General features: G+C 38.6%; 16 protein-coding genes. 11 read left to right on the top strand and 5 right to left on the bottom strand.

All coding sequences use genetic code 11. The annotated features are described in order from the left end of the window. Positions 1-11: 11 nt before the first annotated feature. Complete coding sequence (locus FJ218_05635) at positions 12-1,145, top strand: saccharopine dehydrogenase (GenBank protein ID MBM4166381.1); 1,134 nt, start codon at positions 12-14, stop codon at positions 1,143-1,145. 31 nt (positions 1,146-1,176) lie between these two features. Then, the gene (locus FJ218_05630) at positions 1,177-1,950 is read left to right on the top strand and encodes a sulfite exporter TauE/SafE family protein (protein MBM4166380.1); all 774 of its coding nucleotides are present in this window, start codon (positions 1,177-1,179) and stop codon (positions 1,948-1,950) included. 258 nt (positions 1,951-2,208) lie between these two features. Here FJ218_05630 and groL read toward each other — a convergent pair whose 3' ends face one another. Both groL and FJ218_05620 read right to left on the bottom strand, forming a co-directional pair. After that, the gene (gene groL / locus FJ218_05625) at positions 2,209-3,843 is read right to left on the bottom strand and encodes a chaperonin GroEL (GenBank protein ID MBM4166379.1); all 1,635 of its coding nucleotides are present in this window, start codon (positions 3,841-3,843) and stop codon (positions 2,209-2,211) included. A gap of 33 nt (positions 3,844-3,876) precedes the next feature. Then, positions 3,877-4,161, bottom strand: a complete 285-nt coding sequence (locus FJ218_05620; GenBank protein MBM4166378.1) for a co-chaperone GroES — start codon at positions 4,159-4,161, stop codon at positions 3,877-3,879. Between the two features lie 786 nt (positions 4,162-4,947). Between FJ218_05620 and FJ218_05615 the strand changes: the two genes are divergently transcribed. The 8 genes from FJ218_05615 to typA all read left to right on the top strand — a co-directional run bounded on the left by FJ218_05615 (position 4,948) and on the right by typA (position 11,391). Continuing rightward, a complete protein-coding gene (locus tag FJ218_05615; protein ID MBM4166377.1) occupies positions 4,948-5,826 on the top strand; it encodes a hypothetical protein in 879 nt (292 codons plus the stop codon). 106 nt (positions 5,827-5,932) lie between these two features. Further along, positions 5,933-6,319 (top strand): flagellar protein FliS, encoded by a 387-nt coding sequence (locus FJ218_05610; protein ID MBM4166376.1) that lies wholly within the window; start codon positions 5,933-5,935, stop codon positions 6,317-6,319. A 43-nt stretch (positions 6,320-6,362) separates the two neighbouring features. Next, positions 6,363-7,844: a hypothetical protein gene (locus FJ218_05605; protein MBM4166375.1), complete on the top strand. Its 1,482-nt coding sequence runs from the start codon at positions 6,363-6,365 to the stop codon at positions 7,842-7,844. Between the two features lie 30 nt (positions 7,845-7,874). Beyond that, positions 7,875-8,225: a hypothetical protein gene (locus tag FJ218_05600; GenBank protein MBM4166374.1), complete on the top strand. Its 351-nt coding sequence runs from the start codon at positions 7,875-7,877 to the stop codon at positions 8,223-8,225. A 10-nt stretch (positions 8,226-8,235) separates the two neighbouring features. Next, entirely contained in the window at positions 8,236-8,577 is a 342-nt protein-coding gene (locus FJ218_05595) for a hypothetical protein (GenBank protein ID MBM4166373.1), read from the top strand. 5 nt (positions 8,578-8,582) lie between these two features. Continuing rightward, on the top strand, positions 8,583-8,825 hold the full coding sequence (locus tag FJ218_05590; protein MBM4166372.1) for a hypothetical protein: 243 nt from the start codon (positions 8,583-8,585) through the stop codon (positions 8,823-8,825). A gap of 214 nt (positions 8,826-9,039) precedes the next feature. Continuing rightward, complete coding sequence (locus tag FJ218_05585; GenBank protein ID MBM4166371.1) at positions 9,040-9,495, top strand: hypothetical protein; 456 nt, start codon at positions 9,040-9,042, stop codon at positions 9,493-9,495. A 42-nt stretch (positions 9,496-9,537) separates the two neighbouring features. Further along, a complete protein-coding gene (typA, locus tag FJ218_05580; protein ID MBM4166370.1) occupies positions 9,538-11,391 on the top strand; it encodes a translational GTPase TypA in 1,854 nt (617 codons plus the stop codon). A 142-nt stretch (positions 11,392-11,533) separates the two neighbouring features. On the opposite strand, the gene FJ218_05575 is transcribed toward typA, so the two are convergent. Next, positions 11,534-17,107, bottom strand: coding sequence for a hypothetical protein (locus FJ218_05575; protein ID MBM4166369.1), 5,574 nt, complete (start codon positions 17,105-17,107; stop codon positions 11,534-11,536). A gap of 33 nt (positions 17,108-17,140) precedes the next feature. Then, entirely contained in the window at positions 17,141-20,803 is a 3,663-nt protein-coding gene (locus FJ218_05570) for a T9SS type A sorting domain-containing protein (GenBank protein ID MBM4166368.1), read from the bottom strand. Between the two features lie 187 nt (positions 20,804-20,990). Between FJ218_05570 and FJ218_05565 the strand changes: the two genes are divergently transcribed. Next, positions 20,991-21,611, top strand: a complete 621-nt coding sequence (locus FJ218_05565; protein MBM4166367.1) for a uridine kinase — start codon at positions 20,991-20,993, stop codon at positions 21,609-21,611. 60 nt (positions 21,612-21,671) lie between these two features. On the opposite strand, the gene FJ218_05560 is transcribed toward FJ218_05565, so the two are convergent. Further along, positions 21,672-22,901 carry a multidrug efflux MFS transporter gene (locus FJ218_05560; GenBank protein ID MBM4166366.1) on the bottom strand — a complete coding sequence of 410 codons (1,230 nt, stop codon included), beginning with the start codon at positions 22,899-22,901 and terminating at the stop codon, positions 21,672-21,674. Positions 22,902-22,972 lie beyond the last annotated feature (71 nt).

The following is a 22,972-nucleotide window of genomic DNA, read 5'->3' as shown; positions in this document are numbered from 1 at the left end:
TAAAATCTAAAATGAAAAAAATAATTATTCTCGGTGGTGGTTTAGTGGGTTCTGTTATTGCTCGCGATTTGCAAAGCGAATTTTATGTTGCAATTGCAGATGTTTCCCAAGAGCGATTGAAATTTTTGAAAGAGAAATTTTCTCTCAAAGGAATTGAAGCGGATGTATCGAATGCAGCGACAATTAAAAAAATTGTCAAGGATTTCGATTTGGTTATTGGCGCAGTTCCGGGATTTCTTGGTTTTAATATGCTCAAAGCAGTAATCGAAGCGAAGAAAAATATTGTGGACATTTCTTTCTTTCCCGAAGATGCATTTGAACTCGACAAACTTGCGAAGAAAAATAACATAACTGCAATTGTGGATTGTGGCGTTGCGCCGGGAAGCAGTAATATTATCATCGGTTATCAACACGCGCAAATGGATGAAATTGAAAATGTGGAATGTTACGTTGGCGGATTGCCTGTCGTGCGTGAACTTCCGTTTGAATACAAAATTGTTTTTTCGCCGATTGATGTGATAGAAGAATACACTCGTCCTGCGCGTATAATTGAAAACAGAAATGTTGTTGTGAAAGATGCGCTTTCCGAAATTACACAACATAATTTTCCGAATGTCGGAACACTTGAATCTTTCAATAGTGATGGTTTGCGTTCGTTGATGAAAACTATCAAAGCAAAAAATATGAAGGAGAAAACGCTGCGGTATGTCGGGCACGCAGAAAAAATGAAACTCTTTCGCGAAACAGGATTTTTCAGCAAAGAAGAAATTTCTGTGAATGGAAAAACAATTCGTCCGCTTGATATTACTGCAAAATTACTTTTCCCACAATGGAAATTGAATGAAGGGGAAGAAGATTTGACGGTGTTGCAAGTAATTGTTGAAGGAAAAGAAAAAAAGAAACGTGTTCGCTATCAATACGATATGCTTGACAGATTTGATAGAGAACAACAAATTACTTCGATGGCGAGAACAACGGGTTATACGTGTTCTGTCGCGGCGAGATTACTTGCAAGCGGTTTGTATGCGCAAAAAGGAATTTCTCCGCCGGAATTTATCGGCGCGAAGAAAAATTGTTTTGAGTTTATGATGAACGGATTGAACGAACATAACATCGTGTTTCAAACAAATCGAAGGGAGATTTGAAAAGCGTGTACCAATGCGCTTGTAATACTTGATGGAACTCATTGTAATCGGAATTGCTTCCTTTGTTGCGTCGGTACTTACGCTATTTTCAGGTTTTGGATTAGGTACAATTCTCCTTCCTGTATTTTCAATTTTTCTTCCGGTAGAAACAGCAATTGCATCAACTGCAATCGTTCATTTACTGAATAATATTTTCAAATTGTTGTTGTTCGGAAAATATGCGGAGCGAAATGTGCTGTTTCGGTTTGCTCCGTTTGCCATTGTAGCCGCGTTTGTTGGCGCAGGTGTTTTGCTCTTTCTTTCATCATCGTCTCCGCTGTATGCGTTTCAATTTTTCAACGTATCGGCGAACATAACATCTGTGAAATTAGTTGTTGCAGTCGTGATGCTCCTCTTTGTGTTCGCCGAAATTTCTCCTTCATTCGCTTCAAAATCGTTTGAAAAAAAATATCTTCCGCTCGGAGGAATATTAAGCGGATTTTTTGGAGGATTATCCGGTCATCAGGGCGCACTCCGGAGTATGTTTCTTATACGTTGCGAACTTTCCAAAGAAGAGTTCGTTGGAACAAACGTCGTTATTGCTTCGCTCGTTGACGTTGTGCGATTGAGTGTTTATGGTTCAGGTTTTTCGTTTTCTTTTTTTGAAAAAGAAATTTCCATTTTCATCGTAGCAATTTGTTCTGCTTTTCTTGGCGTGATTATCGGAGCAAAATTTCTAAAGAAAATAACGATGAACAGTATTCAAAAAATGGTCGCGCTATGTATTATACTTCTCGCGATTGCTTTGGGAGTTGGAGTGTTGTAAGGGATATGTCGTAGTTGGTTGATAGTATTTCTCTTGTCCGTCTATATTTTTTTCTCGGCTTTTTCTAATACACAATAGAGAAAGATTTTGGGAAAGAACGTGTTCGACAGTAGAAAACAAAAAGCGGCAGAGAATTATTTTTCGCTTGTTTAAATTTCTGGTGCAATGATAAGAAATGGTTCTTAAACACAAAACCCTCGCCAATTTCTTGACGGGGGTTTTATGTTTGAGTTCAATTTTCGAAATTGTCTTACGCTATTAGTAATCCATTCCGCCGCCGGGAGGCATCGGAGGCATTGGCTTTTTCTCTTCGGGCTTTTCAACAATTGTTGCTTCGGTGGTCAAAAGCAAACCTGCGATACTTGCCGCATTTTCCAAAGCGATGCGAGATACTTTCGTAGGGTCAATAACGCCGGCTTTGAGAAGGTCTTCGAGTTTCTCAGTTTGTGCGTTAAATCCTTCGAACTTATTCTTCGCTTCTTTCACTTCTTTTACGTATATCGAAGGTTCAAGTCCTGCATTCGTAATGATGATGCGAATCGGTTCTTCGAGTGAACGACGCACGATATCCACGCCGATTTTTTGGTCGTCGTTTTCAACTTGTATGCCGTCAAGTTTCTTTAATGCGCGAAGGTATGCAACGCCGCCGCCGGGAACAATTCCTTCTTCAACGGCTGCGCGTGTTGCGTGAAGTGCATCTTCGACACGGGCTTTGAGTTCTTTCATTTCTACTTCGGTGGATGCGCCAACTTTCAATACGGCAACACCGCCGGAAAGTTTTGCAAGACGTTCCTGAAGTTTTTCTTTATCGTAATCCGAAGTGGTTTTTTCAATCTGAACTTTTATTTCGTTGATGCGTTTTTTGATTTCGTCTTTCTTGCCTTTGCCTTCGATAATTGTTGTGTTGTCTTTATCTATTTTTACCGTTTCGGCAGTTCCAAGATACGATACCTGTGCATTCTCCAGTTTGTATCCTGCTTCTTCGGAGATCACTGTTCCATTGGTAAGAACGGCAATATCTTCGAGCATTGCTTTTCTTCTATCGCCGAAACCCGGGGCTTTGACGGCGCAAACTTTCAACGTTCCGCGAATTCTATTCACAACTAATGTTGCGAGCGCTTCGCCTTCGATATCTTCTGCAATAAGGAGCATCGAGCGTCCGCCTTGCGCGACTTTTTCCAGAATAGGAAGTAAATCTTTCATCGTGGAAATTTTCTTGTCGTGGATTAAGATATACGGCTTCTCAAGATTCGCTTCCATCGTTTCCGCGTCAGTTACGAAATACGGCGAAAGATATCCGCGGTCGAATTGCATTCCTTCAACCACTTCGAGCGTTGTATCGCGACCTTTAGCGTCTTCAACAGTAATAACTCCGTCTTTTCCGACTTTTTCCATTGCATCGGCAATGAGATTTCCAACCGACATATCGTTGTTGGCGGAAATTGCTCCGACTTGTGCAATTTTCTTTTTATCGTCGCCGACTGATTGAGAAATATTTTTCAACCCCTCGACAACGTTTGCAACTGCTAAATCAATCCCGCGTTTTAAATCCATTGGATTTGCGCCCGCAGTAACGTTCTTGAAACCTTCGCGAATTATCGCTTGGGCAAGAACAGTGGCTGTTGTTGTTCCATCGCCGGCAACATCAGAAGTTTTGGAAGCAACTTCGCGAACGAGTTGCGCTCCCATATTTTCCAACGGGTCTTCGAGTTCAATTTCTTTGGCAACGGTTACGCCGTCTTTAGTAATCGTAGGCGCACCGAATTTTTTATCAATCACAACGTTGCGTCCTTTGGGACCAAGTGTTGCTTTTACAGCGTCGGCAAGTTGGTCAACTCCACGTTTCAAACTTGCGCGCGCATCGTTTCCGAATGAAATAATTTTTGATGACATAGTTTTGTTTTGTTTTAAAAGTTAATAAATGATTCAGATGATTCCAAAAATATCGCTTTCGCGCATTATCAAATATTCTCTGTCTTCAATTGTGATTTCCGTTCCTGAATATTTTCCATAGAGAACTTTATCGCCGACGTTTAACTCCATAGGAACAAGCTTGCCATCGTCGGTTTTTTTTCCTGGACCAACGGCTACAATTTCTCCTATGACCGGTTTTTCTTTTGCTGTATCGGGAAGTATGATGCCGCCTTTGGTTTTTTCTTCTTGTTCCAAAGGTTTCACTACGACTCGGTCAGCAAGGGGTTTTACTTTGATCTTCATAAATTAAGATTTCCTTGATATAAGTGAATAAAAAAAATGTATTGTGCTGAAAAACATTAGCACCCTCTAAAAAAGTGTGCCAAATATACTATAAGAAACTCCTTTCTTCCAAATATATTAGCATATTTTTTTTGATAGTGATATTTTTCCCATTTGTGTTATAGCGCATTTAAAACAAACAATTAGTTGATAACTTGTGAAGAAAAACCCATACGTATTTTTGTTGCAATATAAACAATTGATAATACGTTCTCTCCCTATTTTTTTACCGATTTGCAAACAATTTCAACTCATTCAACTAATTTACGGCTTTTCTAATAACTTATTTAAAACCTCCTCAAAACAAAGAAGAACAACCTCCACACTTCGAGATTGAACCCAAAGAATCATTAATGATTCTTTCTTCGCCCAGCAAGACCGTTTACGGTCTTGAGGAAAATGTTCATTTGGCGAGCGGGGGAGACTGTTTTCAGCAAATTTCTCAGATAATCGCAGATGATACGTGTTAAGCATAGATTTTTTAGAGGTGTACATAAATTTTTTCGATTTATCTCAACTGCGTGCAGTTGAATGAAGAAAATTCATAGAAAAAGAGTTGAAATTTTATAAAAAATGGGCAAAAAAAATATTTTAAAATATTTTTTAAAAAAAACTAAAAACTGGATTTTTTTTGCCGATAATACATTTGGTATTGAATAAATCATTTCAAAACCTCCCTATAAAATGGGATTTTATAAATAACTTATATATATAACAACTAATTTAGGAGTAAAATAAGCCATGTTATCAAACGTATTAGGCTCATTAGCATCTGCTAATAGATCATTAGCAGCAAGTCAACTTAATCTTTCCACTGGAAAGAGAATTAATAACGCGCGTGATGGTCAAGCAGATTATGCTATTGCCCGTCGTGCAGAAACATCCGTCCGCAATAACAAAGCCGGTATGGAGAACGTAAACGGAATGATTGATGTACTTAGTGTATCAGTTGCATTCTGGCAAGAATTAGAAGCAGACCTCGTTCGTTTGCAAGATTTAACTGCTCAATATGGAAGTGCAACAATTGATGATGACGAAAGAATCGCAATTGAATCCGAAGCAGCAAGTCTCGCAGATAAATGGAGTGCAGACGCATCTGCAGCAAACTATATGTACAATGGATTCAACCTCTATGATGCATCAATGGACTTAGCAGCGAACGGCACTGGTGGTGGAGTCTCTTGGACAAACGAAGGAGAACTATCAGCAGCAGCTGCACAAGCATCAGGCGCATTCGTTTACACAAGCGGATCAACAATTTCTACGCAATCTCTCGGAACCGTATGGGATCTTACTGGCGTTGCTGGTGGTACCTTAGTGTATGACGGAACAATGGCAGTAGGAACAGTAGCTCTTGATAGCAATTTAAATGAACTTGCATTGCAAGCAGCACGCAGTGAATTAATGCGTATGGCAGGAATGCAAGATTGGCTCCAAACCCATAACAATGTTATCAGCGTTGCCGTAGATGCACAAGACAGACTTCGCGGTCATTACGAAGATGTTGACATTGCAGCAGAAACTGTACGCAATACGCAAGCGACAATCCTTCAACAGATTGCCATTGCGCAACTCGCAGCAGCAAATACTGCAAGCAACCAAGTACTCGGATTGTTCTAATCGAACAATTTGTTTGCTTATTGAAAGAAAGTGGGTACGTAATGTATCCACTTTCTTCATTTATTATTGAATAAAGACAAAAGAGTATTTTTTTATCGTGGAAGAAATGTTAGAAAAAGCGGCAGTTCCGTTGCAACCGGCACGAAAAGTCGTATCGCAGTATCGCCAAAATGTTCATGTTAATCTTTCTCCTGTAGAAATAATTATCAAGATGTATGATGCGGCGATATTCAGTTTGAAAAGAAAAGATGTTTTTACAGCAGATAAAGCAATTACGGAATTGATATTAGCATTGAACTTTGATAAATCGAATCCTAAAAATGTAGCAGATGTAGCAAGCGGATTTTTGAAAATCTATGAGTATTGCAAGTCGTGCATTAGAAAAAAGAAATTGGAAGAAGCGGAAAAGATTCTTCAGGATTTGCGAGATGCGTGGTCGCAAGCGTTGAAGCAACAGAAAGAAGAACGAATAAACGCATTTCAAACAACGTGAAATTAATTACAAAACCATTTTTAAACGTAAAACAACATAGTATATGGCAACCGTAAGTGGAATTTCCGGATTATCAATGAATGACAAAATTGATCAGTTAGCAGAACAAGTTCGAACGCAGAAAAGTAAAGGTATTACGAAACTGAATGAGCAAAAAACCGAACTGAATAGTAGAAAAACTTCGTACTCAGAATTGAAGACGAAGTTGAATGCATTAAAGTCGCTCATAAACGATTCGATGATTGTATTTACCAATTGGGGAGACACCAAAAAGTTTGAATCCAAAACAACAACTTCGTCTGATTCGACAATAGCAAGCGCAACTTCTTCCGAAAAAGCGCAAGCAGGAACATTCACCGTTCTCGTAGAACGATTAGCAAAAACCGATTCGTTATTTTCAGATTTGGTTTCTTCTGACGATTCGTCCATTGAAACAGAAGTAGGAACGGGAGGAAAATCGTTTAATGTTACGGTCAATGGTGTAACAACCACTATTGCTGTAACAATAGAAGGAGGTGAAACAAATAAAGAGATTATTAACAAAATTGTAAGCGCTATCAATACGTCGGAAGCAGCGGTTCAAGCGCAAACAGTAACGCCGACATCAACAGATAGCCGCTTATATTTGGCATCAGACAGTTCTGGGGAAGATAATGCTATCACCTTTGCTGATGTATCCGGAACGTTGATGGCTAATCTTGGACTTACGGCCGGAGTCAATGCTGCACGCACAGCTTATACCAATAATACTGCTGGATTTCAATATACTGTCTCGAACGATTTGAATTCTAAATTCAAATTTAACGGCATTGATGTTCAGCGAAGTACAAATTCGATAACGGATTTACTTACAGGAGTTACGCTTACATTAAGTAAAACACAGCAAGCGACAGATACTCCGGTAACCATTACCATTGCAAACGACAAAACTGCGCTTTATGCAAAAATTGACGAATTTATTTCGAAGTATAATGAAGTCATAACATATTTGCGAACTCAATCTGAAAAAACGCAATCATCGTCGTTGCGAAGAGATTCCATATATCTTTCGTTAGCCGCAAAACTTCGTTCTATTGTTCGCAACGAAATAGAATCCATTTCAACGCTGGATGGTCCGACAACGTTGGCGGCAATTGGAATTACCACAAATTCTAATGGAACACTTACGTTTTCGGATAAAACAAAGTTTGATAGTTATTATACTCAAAACATTTCCTACGTTGCAGATATATTCATTAGTACGGAAGCCTCCGGATTTATTTTTGAAGCGAAGGATGGAGTTGCGCATCAATTAGTAGCCAGTATTAAAACCATTACCGATATCGGAGGAGAACTGGATACGTATAGTGATAGTATCCGTACGCAATTGTTTTCCTTGGAAAAGAAAATGTCCAAATTTAAATCAAAGGTTGATTTAGAGGTCGAAAAATTTCGGGATAAATTTTCTAAGTCGCAATTACTCTTGCAACAATTAGCACAGCAATCGCAGTACTTAAACATTTTCAATAAGAATTTCTTAAAGTAATAATTAAAAACCAAGGGAAGTTTTTTTTATATGCCTCGACAGGTAGATGGGGTTGAAGCGTATCACGGCGTTGTTTCCATAGGAGAAAACACACGTGAAAATGCGAAACAAAGTAAACGAGAAAAAAATCAACGAAGAAAAACGCAGAATAATTTTTCGAAGCGTTCGTCTTCAGCAGGAACTTCCAACAAAGAAGTATATGCTGAAGTGATGAAAAATATGAAACTGTCATTTTCATTTGAAGAAGAAACCGGAAATTCAAAAGCAGAGTTGGAAAACACGGATACAAAGGTTTCACGCACTCTTGAATTTGAAGAAGTAACAAAAGCGAGCGAAAATCTCTTTGAACGAAGAGGCGTTGTTTTTGACAAACGTGCATAAATCTATTTCAATGTTACACACACATATAAACAATAATTCTGTGAAAATACTGGAAGAGATATTGCGATTAACAGACGAAATGCTTTTGAGCGCACAACATCAGGACATTGAGAGCATCGAAGAACTCTTGCAACGTCGCGGTTCACTTATTGAAGATGCTATACGCAAAAAAGATACTATTCGCCAAGCAGGATTGCAAAAAAAATCCTATTCAGAAAAAATTATTTTTCAACTGCACGATAAAGAACAACTGTTAACTTCTACTCTTCAAGAGTGGAATAGTCAATTATACGAACAATTACAACATAGCCAAAAGCGCAATTTAATTACCAATTATATTCAGCAAGGATAACTTTTATGAATATCCCTAAAATACATTCAGACAAATCCATTGTACCATCAACGTTTGTTGATAGTACGCCTCGCACGGATGAAAATAAACGAGATGAAATTACTCTTTCTTCCCAAGCCCAAGCGCAATTCGTAAAAAGCAAAAGGAAAAACCTTGATATCATTCAACAACGAATTGACAGTGGCTGGTATTTTACTCGAAATGTGCGTGAACAAATTGCTACCGTACTGTTTAATTCCGTGGTGTAGTTTTCTCCAATGTGATTTATTCCCTTATTTCTTTTTTAAGAAATAAGGGTTTTTTTTTTGCAACTTTTTTCAATTGACACAGTCAAATACTCATATCAAACATTTCTTGTATTACAAATTTTTCGGAGAAATTGTATGAATCGTATATCAATAGTATTCGCTTTGTTATTTTCATTTTTTACAACTCAATATTTATACACGCAACTCTTCCACATTGCTAACGGATAAGCAAAAACTTGATTATCTTGGCACATCGTTTCGTTTTGGAAGAATGATGGTGGGAGGAATTCTTCTGCAAATATTTCCAATGATGACTCTTCGAGCGGATTATGAGCGACAGATTATTTTTCCACGTTTGAGTTTCTGGAAATTCACAGGAAGTTATGCTGTCGAAATGATAGGAGAAGAGATGTTAGATTCTTTTGTGAAAGAAATTGTTCGTTCGTCTCCCAACACAGGTCCCATCGTAAATTTCATTTTAAAAAATGGATATGCATACGCATTCTATGAACTCAGAAAAGAGAAAATGCACTTGGCCCTTTACCAGTACGGAACCCTTAATGTACAATTCATACAAAGTAGGAATGACGTTCACGTTTTAGTTTTTCTCTTCGTTCACTTTTCTTATCTTTTACCCGCGTTTTTTTTTAACACAACGCCTCGCAATTAACCTCGCGAGGCGTTTTTATTTCTTTACCACTTTAATCATTTAATGACGAAACGAACAGACATTCGAAACATTGCAATTGTTGCGCACGTTGACCACGGGAAAACGACACTCGTTGACCACATGCTTCGGCAAACAGGAACCTTCCGCGAAAACCAAACAGTTGTTACGCGCGTAATGGATTCAAACGATTTGGAAAAAGAGCGTGGAATTACGATTCTTGCAAAGAATACATCAGTTTTTTATCAGCAGAAAAATCAAAAACAAAAAATAAAAATCAATATCGTTGATACGCCGGGGCACTCGGATTTTAGCGGCGAAGTTGAACGAACACTCAAAATGGTTGACGGCGTTTTGCTCCTTGTTGATGCGGCAGAAGGTCCGCTTCCCGGAACAAAATTCGTTTTGAAAAAATCTCTTGATTTGAATTTGCAACCCATTGTTGTCATCAACAAAATTGATAGGAAAGATGCACGCTCGCACGAAGTTCTCGATATGGTGTTTGAACTTTTTCTTTCCCTCGGCGCAAATGACCAGCAACTCGATTTCCCGACAATTTATGCAATTGCAAAACAAGGAATTGCGAAAACTGATTTAGATTCTGAAGCAATCAATCTTGAACCGTTATTTGAGGCGATTGTGAATAACGTTCCACCGCCGGAAGGAAATTCGGATGAGCCGTTTCAAATGCTTGTTACTTCGATTGACTACAACGATTATCTCGGTCGTCTCGGTATCGGAAGAATTTCGCGCGGAACAATTCGTCTCGGTTCGCCGATGAAAGTGATTCATCGCGATGCAACGATTGAAGATGCGCGCGTTACAAAAATTTACACATTCGATGGATTGAAACGCTCGGAGACAAACGAAGCGCACGCCGGTGATATTATTGCCATTTCCGGAATGGAAGATGTTGATATTGGTGAAACAATCGCCGATATCGCCGACCCGACGCCGCTTCCGTTTGTTGCGATTGAAGAGCCAACGATTTCGATGAACTTCGTTGTCAATAATTCTCCCTTTGCAGGACAAGATGGAAAATATGTTACAACAAGAAATCTCGCTGAGCGATTGACGAAAGAATTGCGCTCCAATGTTTCGCTGCGTGTTGAACTCACCGATTCTCCCGATATGTTTCGCGTGAGTGGAAGGGGAGAATTGCATTTGGGAATATTGATTGAAACAATGCGCCGCGAAGGATATGAGTTGCAAGTTTCTCGTCCCGAAGTAATTTACAAACGTATTGATGACGTTCTCTGCGAACCGATTGAACACGTGATTATTGATGTTCCCGACGAATTTATCGGTGTTGTGATTGAAAATTTGGGACGCCGAAAAGGTGAAATGAAAAATATGATTTCTAATAGTGGCAATACGCGATTGGAATTTTTTGTTCCCGCGCGCGGACTCATCGGCTTCCGAAATGAATTTATGACGCAAACAAAAGGAACGGGAATTTTGCATCACAACTTTCACGGTTACGAACCGTTCAAGGGAGAAATTGCTCATCGGACAAAAGGTGCGCTCATTGCATTAGAAGATGGCGAAGCAGTTGCGTATGGAATGTGGAAATTGCAAGAACGTTCTGTGTTTTTTCTTGAACCTGGAACGCGTGTGTATGCGGGAATGATTGTCGGAGAAAATTCGCGTGAGCAAGATATGGTGGTGAATGTGTGCAAAACAAAACAACTCACCAATATGCGCGCAAGCGGAAGCGATGAGGCGGTGCGACTTGAACCTCCGCGTATTTTTACGCTCGAAAAAGCGATTGAATGGATTGGCGATAATGAATATGTTGAAGTAACGCCAAAATCTATTCGTCTCCGCAAACGCTATCTCGACCACAACGAACGGAACAGAATGGAAAAAAAGAAATCCATCGAATTAGACGAAGCATAAAAAAAAAGGCAACTCGGAGTAAGTTGCCTTTTGATTTTAAAACGCTTTCCTGAAAAAAGATTTCGCGCCGATTCCTTCAATCAACAAAAAAGGCAACTCGGAGAAAGTTGCCTTTTGAGAAAATAATTTGTGGAAATGACTGCTATTTGAGTAAGAGCATTTTCATTGTATGGCTTTCCAAGTTTCCATTGATGTATAATCTGGAGAAATATACGCCTGAAGTTAATTCCGTTGCATCGAATTCTATTTCATGTTCACCTAACAGAAAATATTCTTTGTCAATAATTCGTAATACTTCTTGTCCTAAAATATTGTAAAGGACGATTGTTACAAATCCGTCATCGAGCATTTTGAATGGAATGGTTGTTGTTGGATTGAACGGATTGGGATAATTCTGTAACAATTCAAACGACGTTGGGTTGGGAAACGGGATGTAAGGAATCGGAACTTCAGGAACTTCTTTGAAATTAGTTTTGACAAGGTACGGAATTGTTTGTACTGATTTTGTTCCTGTTATTTTTAAGGGTGAAACAGAAATGGTATCCATCACATCAGCGAACGCTAAATTTATTTTTTTCAAAATGCTATCGTAATTTGTATAGAGTGGACTTCCAACAAATTGTTTCCAGTATGTTAACAGTGTATCAACCGTCGAAGCAATTTTTCTAATTGTGCGATTGTTTGCGTGGTTTGTAACATCGGTGCTATCAAAATACAACAAATCGCCGAACCCGGAATTTGTAATATATGCGTCGCTTGCGGCAATGTTCGTTTTAAGCGCAATTGCTTCGCCGAGTAATCTGTTGTTGTGTAACAACGGTTTGATGTTTTTTTGTTTTTTCAGAATCGGTTTTAATTTTAATACGGATTTCCCCATACTATCTAATCCCCGTGGAGTTCCGTCGTGAGGGAGCGAAGAACGAACATTGTTTCCGCTGGAAAGCACAAGCCATCCGTAGAATGCGGCGCTGTCTGTTTTATCTATACCGAATAGTGCTGGAGTTTTCTTATATATTTTTGCAAATGCAGTATCGCGTACGTTTCCTCCATTGGGCATTGGTCGAAGCAATCCTTTCTTGACTTTTAACTTAATGGTTTTTTTCGTGTAATCGCTCTGTAAAAACGTACGATATTTAGATTTATCCGGTTTGTAGTGTAAGAATTGTATGTTGTATATTTTTCCTCCGGTTAAACTCAAGGTCATCGTATCGCTCAAGAGTGAAATTTCCGGAGTTCCATAAGCAACAGTGCGCAAATCAGTCCATAGCGTAGAATCAACTTGCAGCGCATAATATGTTCCATCGCCTACATTAAGAGCAGTAATTTGTGTATCGGAGGTTACTTCTTGCAAGAGTTTAGTTGCACTAATAGAGTCTTTATACAAACGCAAATGCCAATTATGCGCAATTCTGTCTGTAGAAGAACTGATATTGCCATCTTGGTCTTCCATTGCTTTTATGGTAATATTGTTTGCGTTGAAATTCACAAACCAAATTTCTCTTGAATTTCCTGTTGTTACTGTTATTGTATCACTTGTTCTTCCGGCGCTTTTTATTGTAGTGGAATCAATCACAGTTCCGATATTTGTCCAATTTCCGCCGCTATCAGCAACGGTTACAATATATGTTCCCGCTACAAGATCAGATGATTTTAAAACGCTATCGGATTTTACCGTGTCAATCAGCGAAGAAGCAGAAATGGAATCTTTGTACAACTTCATAGACCATTTTTTTCCTTTTTTATCAGAAGTAGTTGCTAGTAGTCCATCAGTATCACGATAAAAACGCACAGTAATTTTTGCGGGATATTTGTTGACAAATGTTACGGTGCGCGATTGTCCTCCGCTTACAGTAAACGTAACTGTTTTCGAAGTGCTTTGCGTTGCATTTGTATCCAAAAGATAACCCAGCACACTCCATCCCGTGCTATCTGCTTCTTTAGCAACATACGTACCGTCTCCGAGATTTCCACGAGCGAGCAACGTATCGGAATCTACTGAATCGAGCAAGTTCGCTTGAGATACAGAATTTTTATATAAATACATTTTCCATCTTTTTGCGCTTCTGTCGGTAGTTGTATTGAAATTTAAATCCACATCCTGAACTTTTTTGATCGTTACATTATTGGGAATATAATTGATAAATTCTACCGTTTGTGTTTCTCCGCCATTTGCATTGATGACAACATAATTGTTGGTCGTATCTTCCGTCGGCGTACCATAATTTCTTCTATAACCAAGATGTTTCCAACGCGCACTATCCGCTTCGATGGCGACATACGTTCCTTCTGACAGATTGCTCAGTGAAAGAATGCTATCGTTCGTTACTTCACTCAATAAGGTTCCGTTGACAGAATTTTCTCTGAGTTGCAAATTCCATTTCTTTTTTGTCCAATTGTTTGTCGTCGTAATATTTCCATCAGCGTCTGCAAATTTTCTAATGGTAATTGTAACCGGTGTTAAATTATTTGCACTGTCAGCGGCAGTGAATCTGTGAAAACTTTGCACGCTATCAATGACAATAGTATTTGCAGACGTATCAACAGTTCCGACAATTTTCATCCAAGAAGTACCATTGTTTGTCGTTTTCCATAGAGAAAGTTTCGATTCGTTTTGTGTATCGGCTTCCGAATTAATGTAATGAAACGTTACAACTGCGTTCAAGTTGGAATTGACTGCGGGAGCAATATCGAAATATCGTTTGATGGATTTATGGGAAGAATATACTCCGGTTCCGCTTAATGCAGTTCCTGTTTTTCTTGATACAGCAGTTTGACCAGGTGATGTTGCGCCTGCGTTGATTTCAATACCGATTCCGCCGAAAGTGTTTGTAACATTCTGAAGTATGATGCGCGATGTACGAATTTTACCACTGACTTGATTTTCTCCGTTCTCTATCAACACAGCAGATGAATTAAGAATAACACTATCAGCGTTTGTTGTTAAGTTTCCCGAAAGTATGTTCAGAGTTCCGTTAATGGAAATAGATTTTGTTAGCGATGCTCCGCTTGAATTGTTCAGAGTTACGTTTTCAAACGTTGCTCCAGCAATTAACTGGGCATTTGTTCCGTTAAAAACAAACGTGCTTGTTGAATCATAAAATGTACCATTGTTCACAAAATTTCCTTGCACAGAATGCGTAGATAGTCCTGCGTTAAACGCGGCTCCGCTCGATATGGTGAACGTTCCACCAACGGTGAGATTTCCAATCGCATATTTTGTTCCGTTTCCTGAAAAAGCAACATTGTTAAACGATGCCTCAGAAATATTTTGATTTGAACCGTTGAATGTAATCGTTCCGCCTGAAGAAAAACTTCCTCCGTTCATTAGCGTCCAGTTTCCTCCAAATGAATGGGAAAATGTGTTTCCGTTCACGGTAACTGCGTCAACGGTAATTCCGCCCGTGAGTGTCAGTGCTTTTAGAATTGTTTTTGTTCCGCTTCCGCTAAAAGAAATGCTGGTGTATGCAAGCGTTGAGTCAATTGTTTGATTTCCTCCGGAATATTCTACCGTGTTGCTGGCTTTGAGAGAAATCGTATCAAAATTTGTATAACTTGATGTAAGTGATGCGCCTGGAATTTTTATGCCTCCATAAATATCGAGATTGCTTGTTCCGCTTCCGTTAACAGTGAACATTGCTGCATTAATCGTCGCTCCCGATTGCACCGTTATATTCCCTGCAATGTTTGTATTGAGTCCAACAGTTTTTATTCCTGTTCCGCTTAATATGAGATTCTTGTAATTTTCAAGTGTTAATGACTGCGTTATTCCGCTATACTCTATTGTCGAAGAATTTGAAAACGAGAGTGTAGAAAATCGAATAGGAAAACTATTCGTTCCTCCAAGTTTGAATGTTGTATTGTTTCCCAGTGTAAATGTTCCTCCCGTTGAAGTTCTGTCAATGACAAACGAAGAAGCATCGAATGTACCGGAAGTGGCTGAAAAATTTCCATCAATATCGGCGTTACCCGTTAATATCGCTATTCCGCTACTTTTGTTGACAACGACATTATTGAACGGACTACCGCTTATCCATTGCGTATCTGTTCCCGTAAAAGTAATGGTCGTTCCTGTTTGAGTGAATGTTCCGTTGTTAGTCCAATTGCCGTTAACAGTATGCGAAAAACTGTTTCCGTTGAACGTTGCTCCGTTGTTGATAATTACATCGTGTAAAACTGTCAGTGGATTCGTTGGAGTTTTTATTCCCGAATTACTAAACGCAATATTGTAAAAACCCGAAGAATCAATGGATTGTGCAGATGAACCGTTGAACGTAACTTTTCCTGTTGAAAGGAACGCTCCATTGTTCACCCAATTTTTTTGAACAGAATGGTCAAAACTTCCTCCATTAAATTGAGTTCCGTTGCTAATCGTTACATTTCCGGATATTGCTAAACTTGCCGTTGCAACTTTTGTTCCCGAACCGGAAAATACAATATTGTAATACGTTGGTCCATCGAGTGTTTGTTGTGTACTTCCATTAAACGTAATCGTGCTTTGCGAAGGAAAAAACAATCCTCCGCTGTTTGTCCAGTTTCTTCCGACGCTGTGAGAAAAATTTCCAAATCCTAAAACACCGCCGCTTCCGATTATGACATCTTTTCCAATGGTGATGTTGCTGTTCGCAGTAACAAGAACAGATGTTCCGCTTCCTGCTTGCACAGTGAACGAACCAATGATTGTTACATCAGTTCCGGGCATCACTTTTGTCGCAGAATTTAATCCGCTTTGCAAAACTAAATTTCCATACCCCCCGGAAATATTTCCTACCGTTTGATTTCCTCCCGCATAAATTACGGTGCTTGAAGAATTCAATACGATAGTTCCATATCCCGTTGGAAAACCTGTTGTGGAACTACTATCGCCAAGCGTAAGAGTTCCACCGCTATCAATTTGAATTGTCTTGGAGGCATTTCCTGTAATCGAAAACGAACCGGTTTTTAGTTTTCCTACTTGAATTTTCAAATCACTTGTTACGTTTGAAGTAGTGATATTTCCATTCAATCGTGCCCCATCGGCGCTTGTGTTGTTGATGTAAATATTTTCGTACACGAAACCGGGAATATCGAGAGGAACAATTTGAGATGTAGTTCCGCTGAAATTAATAATGCTGCCTAATTCTGCTGTGGATATTGTACCGACACTATCGAGCGTAATACTGCCACTGAGATTGATTCGTCCTGCGCCGCTCGACATATCAAGTACAGCATTTGCAGCATTTGTTGAATGAAAAAGAATATTTCCGTTCACTGTTAAAATTCCTGTCGTTATTTTGACAATGGTTTTATGATTCGATGTTGAATCTGTTGCTTCAAATGAAAGTCCTTGTAAAACCGTCAACATTCCGTTTCCTATGTCAATTATTCTCGAAACAACATCAGTTGATTGATATAAAATGACGTTTCCGACAGTTAATGTGCTGGTACTATTTGCGAATTTCAGAAGTCCTCCCGAAGCAGTGAGAGATGAGCCTATTTCAATTTTTGCACATGCTCCATTGAAATTTGTATTTACAGTAACGGTATCAGTTTGAATAACTGCAATGCGAACTGAATCATTCGCGTCTGGAATTCCATCCTCGTCATTCCCAGAAATTTTCAGCCATGTTCCGAAGTCATTCCAGTTGCCGTTGGTTATGGACATAAACGTTGCTTGACTCCATAGTGGTGAACTTGACAGAAAGAGAATTAGTAAAAGTTGTAGGAATTTCTGTTTCATAAAAATACGTTCTGGAATAAGTATATAAAATTGTTATTTTAGCAATATCATTTTTTTTGTCAAAATAGTGCTGTTGTTTGTTGAAAGTGTATAAAAATAGATTCCGCTCGAATATTGCGATGCATCAAAAGAATAACGATGTAATCCGGGTTCTATGATTTGATTGTTTAAGAGCGTTTCTATTTCTTTTCCGAGAAGCGAATATATTTTTAATGTAATTCGATTTGATGAACTCGTTGCCGGTATATGAAAACTAATAGACGTTATTGGATTAAAAGGATTCGGATAATTTTCAAATAACGCAAGAGCAGAATATTGGTTTTCTTTTTCATAGGAAGGAGAAACAAACGGAAAATGTTTTTCCTGTCGTTTCTTCAGAAAATCTATTTGGTGCAATTGCGCTGCTCCTTTGAAATAAAACACGCCGTTATACGGGCTATCAATGGGAGCAGTGAATGCATTATTTATTTTCGTTATTGCTGAATCTAAATAATCATACAATAATGAATCTTTTCCGCGCCATTGAGTTAATGCCGTATCCGTTATACGTGCAATTTCTTCAAGGGTTTTTTCATTGCATACAGGGTTTGATTCGTCAACAAATTGTAGTTTTCCGAATTTCTTTGGTGTTATTTCCAGTTCACTTGCTGTAATGTTCATTCGCAACGCCAGCAATTCGCCAACCAAATGATTGTTGAATCCTTTTTTCAATAAACTTTTTCCGCTTTGTGCTGTAAGTTGAAATTCCTTGACAAACAATTTTTTCCCTAAGGAATCGAACGGTTGCGCTTTTCCCGACAACGGAAGAAAATTGATTAACGATTTAGAATCTGTTGCGCGAATCCATCCGTACATTTTTGCGCTATCTTTTCTCGCAACGCCCACAACTAATCCTCCGTCTTTTTTCTTAAACCGCTTTGAAAATACCGTGTCGCGAATATTATTAGCGTTTGGTATCGGTAATGGTTTATTCTTTGGTTGTCGTAACGATTGTGCTTTTCCACCGAACGAAAGTTGCGAAAACGTTCGATACGAAGTCGTATCCAATCGGGAATTGATAAACGTTATGTTTGCATGTGCTCCGTTAGAAATTGAAAAAGAAACTGTTGTTCCCGTATCGCTCGTTGTTGTTCCTGAAATTGTGTTTGTCAAGTGTTTCCAATATGTGCTTTCGCTTTCTGCGACAACATATATTCCCGGTGGAAGTTGTGAAATTGAAAATACTGAATCATTGACCGAAGAAATGAGGTTTTCGTTTGCAACAGAATTTTTATACAAAAACAGTTGCCACAGTGTTCCAACTCTGTCATTCAAGGTAGAAAGAGTTCCGTCGCTGTCAATGATTTTTTTAATGGTAATCGAACTCGTTTGATAATATGAAAAATTCAATGAAGCAATCGTTTCTCCTGAAGAAAGAATTCCATTGTAATTATTTGTTGAGGGAAATGTTTTTACAAATCCTTCTCTTGTCTCCGTCGTTAAAACGTACGCCGAAGGAATAATATTCGAGAACGTGTAACTTCCATTTGCATCGGTAAACGTAGATTCGAGTTTCGAAGTCTGTAGATAAATTTTCCAGTCTTGGATTCCGCTTTCGTTATTGTCGCGAACAGCGTTGGCATTGATATCGTTGAAAATAATTCCTGTGATTGTTCCGTTTTGAAAATATCCAAACGTCAAGTTCGATATTGTTTGACCAGAAGATATTGTTCCGCTGAAATGATGAAAAGCAGGAAAAGATTGTATAAAATTATTTTTTAACTCAGCAGCAACAACATACGCCGAAGGAATAATGTTTGTAAATGAATAATTGCTGTTTGCATCGGTGAGCGTTGACTCGAGTGTTGAAGTTTGTAAATAGATCTTCCAATTTTGATTTCCGTTTTCGTTATTGTCTCGAAGAGCATTTGCGTTAAGGTCGTGAAACACAGTTCCCGATATATTTCCCGTTTGATACAAACCGAAATGTATTTGCTCAACAATAGTTCCGCCGCTATCAATGGAAATTTCGTACTGCGAGAGATTGAAAGGAAAACTTTGAAACCATTGTTCTTGTAAGGAATATAGAATCTGATAGGTTCCCGGTGTAAGACTATCGAAAGAAAAATATCCGTCTTCATTTGTTATCGTAGAAAATGAAGTATCGCCGCTAATGGTAATAGTCCATCCATTAAGTCCTGTTTCGGAGTTTTCAAAATTTGCATTTGCGTTTACATCGTGAAATATCATTCCGCGAATAAAACTTGGAGCAATTGGTGTTGGAGGAGCGATGACAGTTTGATGTGCGCCAAAATTTTTTCCTGTAAAATTTTGTCCCATCGAAGTTACCGTAACTGAATATCCACTGTTATTTGCTGGAAATGTTTGCGTCCAGTTTGCATTCGTTCCAAAACGTACTGATGAAATTCCAAACGGAGCAGTCGTAAATTGATAATTTCCGTTTGCAGTTGAACGAGTTGTTAGCGTATCGCCCCAAATGAGATTCACTTGCAAACTCTCTGCGCCTGTTTCGCCGTTGTTCTGAATTCCATTGCTATCCACATCGTTGAAAATATTTCCAGTGATAATACTTCCAACATCTTTCAAACGTTTTTCAAATTCTTGAAGATATAAATTTACTATCGTGTCGTTGTGAATGATTAACGTATTTTCGTCGTTTGTAGTGTTTGCGCTCAAAGACCAATTGTGGGAACCGGTAATAAGTTTTGCAGTCGTTTTTCCTTCGTCAATAATTGCATATTTATGATGAAAAAGTCCTGTGCTTGTATGTTTGTACATTTGTGCGAACGTTACAAGCGAATCGAAGACGGCAGGAACATCTGCTTGTTCCATAATTCCACGTACGGTAGCGTTGAAATTTTTATTTCGTTTCTTCATAGAATCAACGATTTCTTGTCGAGTAAAACTCAATAATGCGAATGAAATATTTGATGTTGCTGTACTTAAAGCGTTTGCAATTTTTGCGTTCGTTCCATCAGAAGGAGAAAAATAACATTCAACGGTTTTTCCGCCGACAATAAATGTGTGCTGAGTATTATCGGATTTGAATGAACCGAATTTTGCATTTGCCGTATCACCAATATCTCCTGCGGTTCCCCACATTTCTTCAAATTCTTTTGTATATGTCAATGCAAGTGGGCGATTTGTAATATCTATAGCATTATTCCAATCGTCATTTTGACCTGTGAAAGTAAAGTTTAATGAACCAGTGAACACTCCAGGATTTTGTTGCAACGAATCCCGCGCATCAAACACAAAAAATTTATTGTGCATAATGCCGCTTGATTGTTTTCGCTGAATTATATGCAATCCAGAATCGCGCAGCATTGCAACGGATGATTGGTAAATGTCGCCATTATTAGTATTACGATAAACGAACCGAACCTTCACACCGCGTTTTTTTGCGCTAATGAGAGCGTATGAAATACTGTCTATGCTCATTGAATACATCGCAATATCAATCGAATATGTTGCTTGATGAATTCTCTCAATAAGTTTTCTGTAAACAACGATATTGCCTTGCGCGCTTATTCCAAATCGTTTCCACGATGTATCAACACTTTTGTTGAAATAGACTCGTATTTGTGCATTATTCTGTGAATGAAATAGTCCTGCGATTATGCAACAAAAAAGAAACTTTAGAATTACGGGATAAGTTTGATTTTGTAATCTATGTGAAATTGCGACAACACTCATGTGCTAGTTTAAACAATAATATTTGAACAAAGAAAATACGGGTCAAAACTTTTTTGTTTGTGGGCTAATATACTACTCTTCATACTAAATTTCTAATGATAATTTTCAAAAAATACTTCGATTCACACTTTGATTGTCGTTTTTCACTGTTTGGTTTCTTCATATATTTTTTTAAAGAATTAACTTTATGGAACATCCACTGATTATTGGCATTTGCGGGGGAACCGGTTCAGGAAAAACGACTATTACTGAACGCATCAGAGAGAAACTTGATAACGAACGTATTGTTGTGATTCAACACGATTCGTATTACAAGGATATTTCCGGATTCGATGGACTTTCTCCTGAAGATATCAATTTCGACCATCCCAACGCCCTCGAAACGTGTTTACTTGTTCAACATCTGAAATTACTTCGTCAGCGAGTTGCAATACATCAGCCAATGTATGATTTCAAAACATACCGCCGCCTTCAAGAAACGCAAATTATTCATTCGCGCGATGTAATAATTGTTGAAGGAATTTTACTTTTTGTTGAAAAAGAACTTCGTGATTTATTTGATGTAAAAATTTACGTAGATACTGATGCTGATGAAAGGTTGCTTCGCAGATTAAAACGCGATTTACTCGAACGTGGTCGCACTATTGAATCTGTAATAGAGCAATACAATCAAACTGTTAAACCTATGCATTTGGAATTTGTCGAACCGAGCAAACGATGGGCAGATGTTATTTTGCAACGAGGAGGTGAAAATTTTGTGGCAATTGATATGATTGTAGCGAGAATCAATTCTCTGTTGCGAATTTAAATTCAACATTAACACGGTTATTCGTTGTGCCAACGAAATAACAGTGAGTCTTTTCTATCATTACTCGATAATTTCAACAACATCCGTTGATTCATTGCTCGCTTGTTTTGGAATATCTTGAAAAAATTTCCAAACGATGAACGCCGCAACGAGAAAGAGAAAACTGTTTACATAAAATACTGATAGAATACCAAAGTGCTTTGCAATATATCCTCCGCATACAGGACCAATCATATTCCCAAATACTGCTAAACTTGATGCAACCCCGATGAGACCACTCTTTCGGTTTTTCGGAGAAAGCAAACTTACTTGCGAAAACAATGAATGTAATATTCCACCGCGCGCAAATCCAAGTCCCGCTCGCAATACACCAAGCGATAATAAATTCGGAACGATGAGATGCAGAATGTAAGCAATTCCTGTTCCACTTAAAGCAAAACAAATATTTTTCTTGTAACCCAAAACATCATTTCGCTTTCCCCACCAAGGAGAAGATATGACCATAAACACACCGGAAACTGCAATGATAATTCCCGTTAGTGTTGAAAGATATTGCGTGGTTAATTTGAAACTTTCAACAAATAATGCAAACATCGGTTCAATCATTAACGCTGCACCTTGTGAAAGAATAATTGTAACACCGATTGTCGCAAGTTGCCGATTGGTGAACATAAATTTGAAATTTGAAATTACGGACAATGATATATTCGCTTCCGTTTGTTGGGGGATTTCTTGAACAAATTTAAAAACAACAAATCCGCCGACGCAACATAGCACAGCAACCACAAAAAATATTTCGCGATAACCGATGATATCTGCAAGCACTCCTCCGATTGCTGGTCCAAGTACCGTTCCGAGTGAAGTAGCGGTTTGTAACATTCCCAACGCATATCCGATATTTTCTTTCGGTGTCGAAGTGGATACCAGCGCAAGATTGGCGGCAATAAATCCACTGATTGCTCCTTGAAGCATCCGAAAAATAAAAAGTTGATATACATTTGCAGAAAATCCAATGAGAATTTGAGACAAACCAAGTCCAACAATTGCGCGCACGACCATGATTTTTTTTCCGTGTTTGTCGCCCAGCGTTCCCCAAAGCGGAGTTGCAATAAATGCTGTGAAAAACGGTCCCGCAAAAACCAAGCCGCTCCATTGTGCAAGTTCGTTTGGTTCGCGTACGCCAAGTTGACGGATAAAAAAAGGAAGGAAAGGAACGATAAGATTCATTCCCAGCATTGCGAGGAATTGTGTTCCCCAAAGAATATATAAGTTTTTCTTCCAAAATTCCATTTTCGGGCAAAAGATACGAAGAACGATTCGATGAATGTAATTCCGAAGATTATTCAAAAAAAAAAAATGGA

The sequence above is a fragment of the Ignavibacteria bacterium genome, from assembly GCA_016873775.1.
Taxonomy (GTDB): Bacteria; Bacteroidota; Ignavibacteria; order UBA10030; family F1-140-MAGs086; genus JAGXRH01.
The sequence above is the reverse complement of the archived record's forward strand: the minus strand, read 5'-3'. Positions and strand labels throughout refer to the sequence as shown.

Coding starts and splice junctions, on each gene's coding strand:
- FJ218_05635 (MBM4166381.1), top strand. CDS start 12: ATGAAAAAAATAATTATTCTCGGTGGTGGTTTAGTGGGTTCTGTTATT.
- FJ218_05630 (MBM4166380.1), top strand. CDS start 1,177: ATGGAACTCATTGTAATCGGAATTGCTTCCTTTGTTGCGTCGGTACTT.
- groL (MBM4166379.1), bottom strand. CDS start 3,843: ATGTCATCAAAAATTATTTCATTCGGAAACGATGCGCGCGCAAGTTTG.
- FJ218_05615 (MBM4166377.1), top strand. CDS start 4,948: ATGTTATCAAACGTATTAGGCTCATTAGCATCTGCTAATAGATCATTA.
- FJ218_05610 (MBM4166376.1), top strand. CDS start 5,933: ATGTTAGAAAAAGCGGCAGTTCCGTTGCAACCGGCACGAAAAGTCGTA.
- FJ218_05605 (MBM4166375.1), top strand. CDS start 6,363: ATGGCAACCGTAAGTGGAATTTCCGGATTATCAATGAATGACAAAATT.
- FJ218_05600 (MBM4166374.1), top strand. CDS start 7,875: ATGCCTCGACAGGTAGATGGGGTTGAAGCGTATCACGGCGTTGTTTCC.
- FJ218_05595 (MBM4166373.1), top strand. CDS start 8,236: ATGTTACACACACATATAAACAATAATTCTGTGAAAATACTGGAAGAG.
- FJ218_05590 (MBM4166372.1), top strand. CDS start 8,583: ATGAATATCCCTAAAATACATTCAGACAAATCCATTGTACCATCAACG.
- typA (MBM4166370.1), top strand. CDS start 9,538: ATGACGAAACGAACAGACATTCGAAACATTGCAATTGTTGCGCACGTT.
- FJ218_05575 (MBM4166369.1), bottom strand. CDS start 17,107: ATGAAACAGAAATTCCTACAACTTTTACTAATTCTCTTTCTGTCAAGT.
- FJ218_05570 (MBM4166368.1), bottom strand. CDS start 20,803: ATGAGTGTTGTCGCAATTTCACATAGATTACAAAATCAAACTTATCCC.
- FJ218_05565 (MBM4166367.1), top strand. CDS start 20,991: ATGGAACATCCACTGATTATTGGCATTTGCGGGGGAACCGGTTCAGGA.
- FJ218_05560 (MBM4166366.1), bottom strand. CDS start 22,901: ATGGAATTTTGGAAGAAAAACTTATATATTCTTTGGGGAACACAATTC.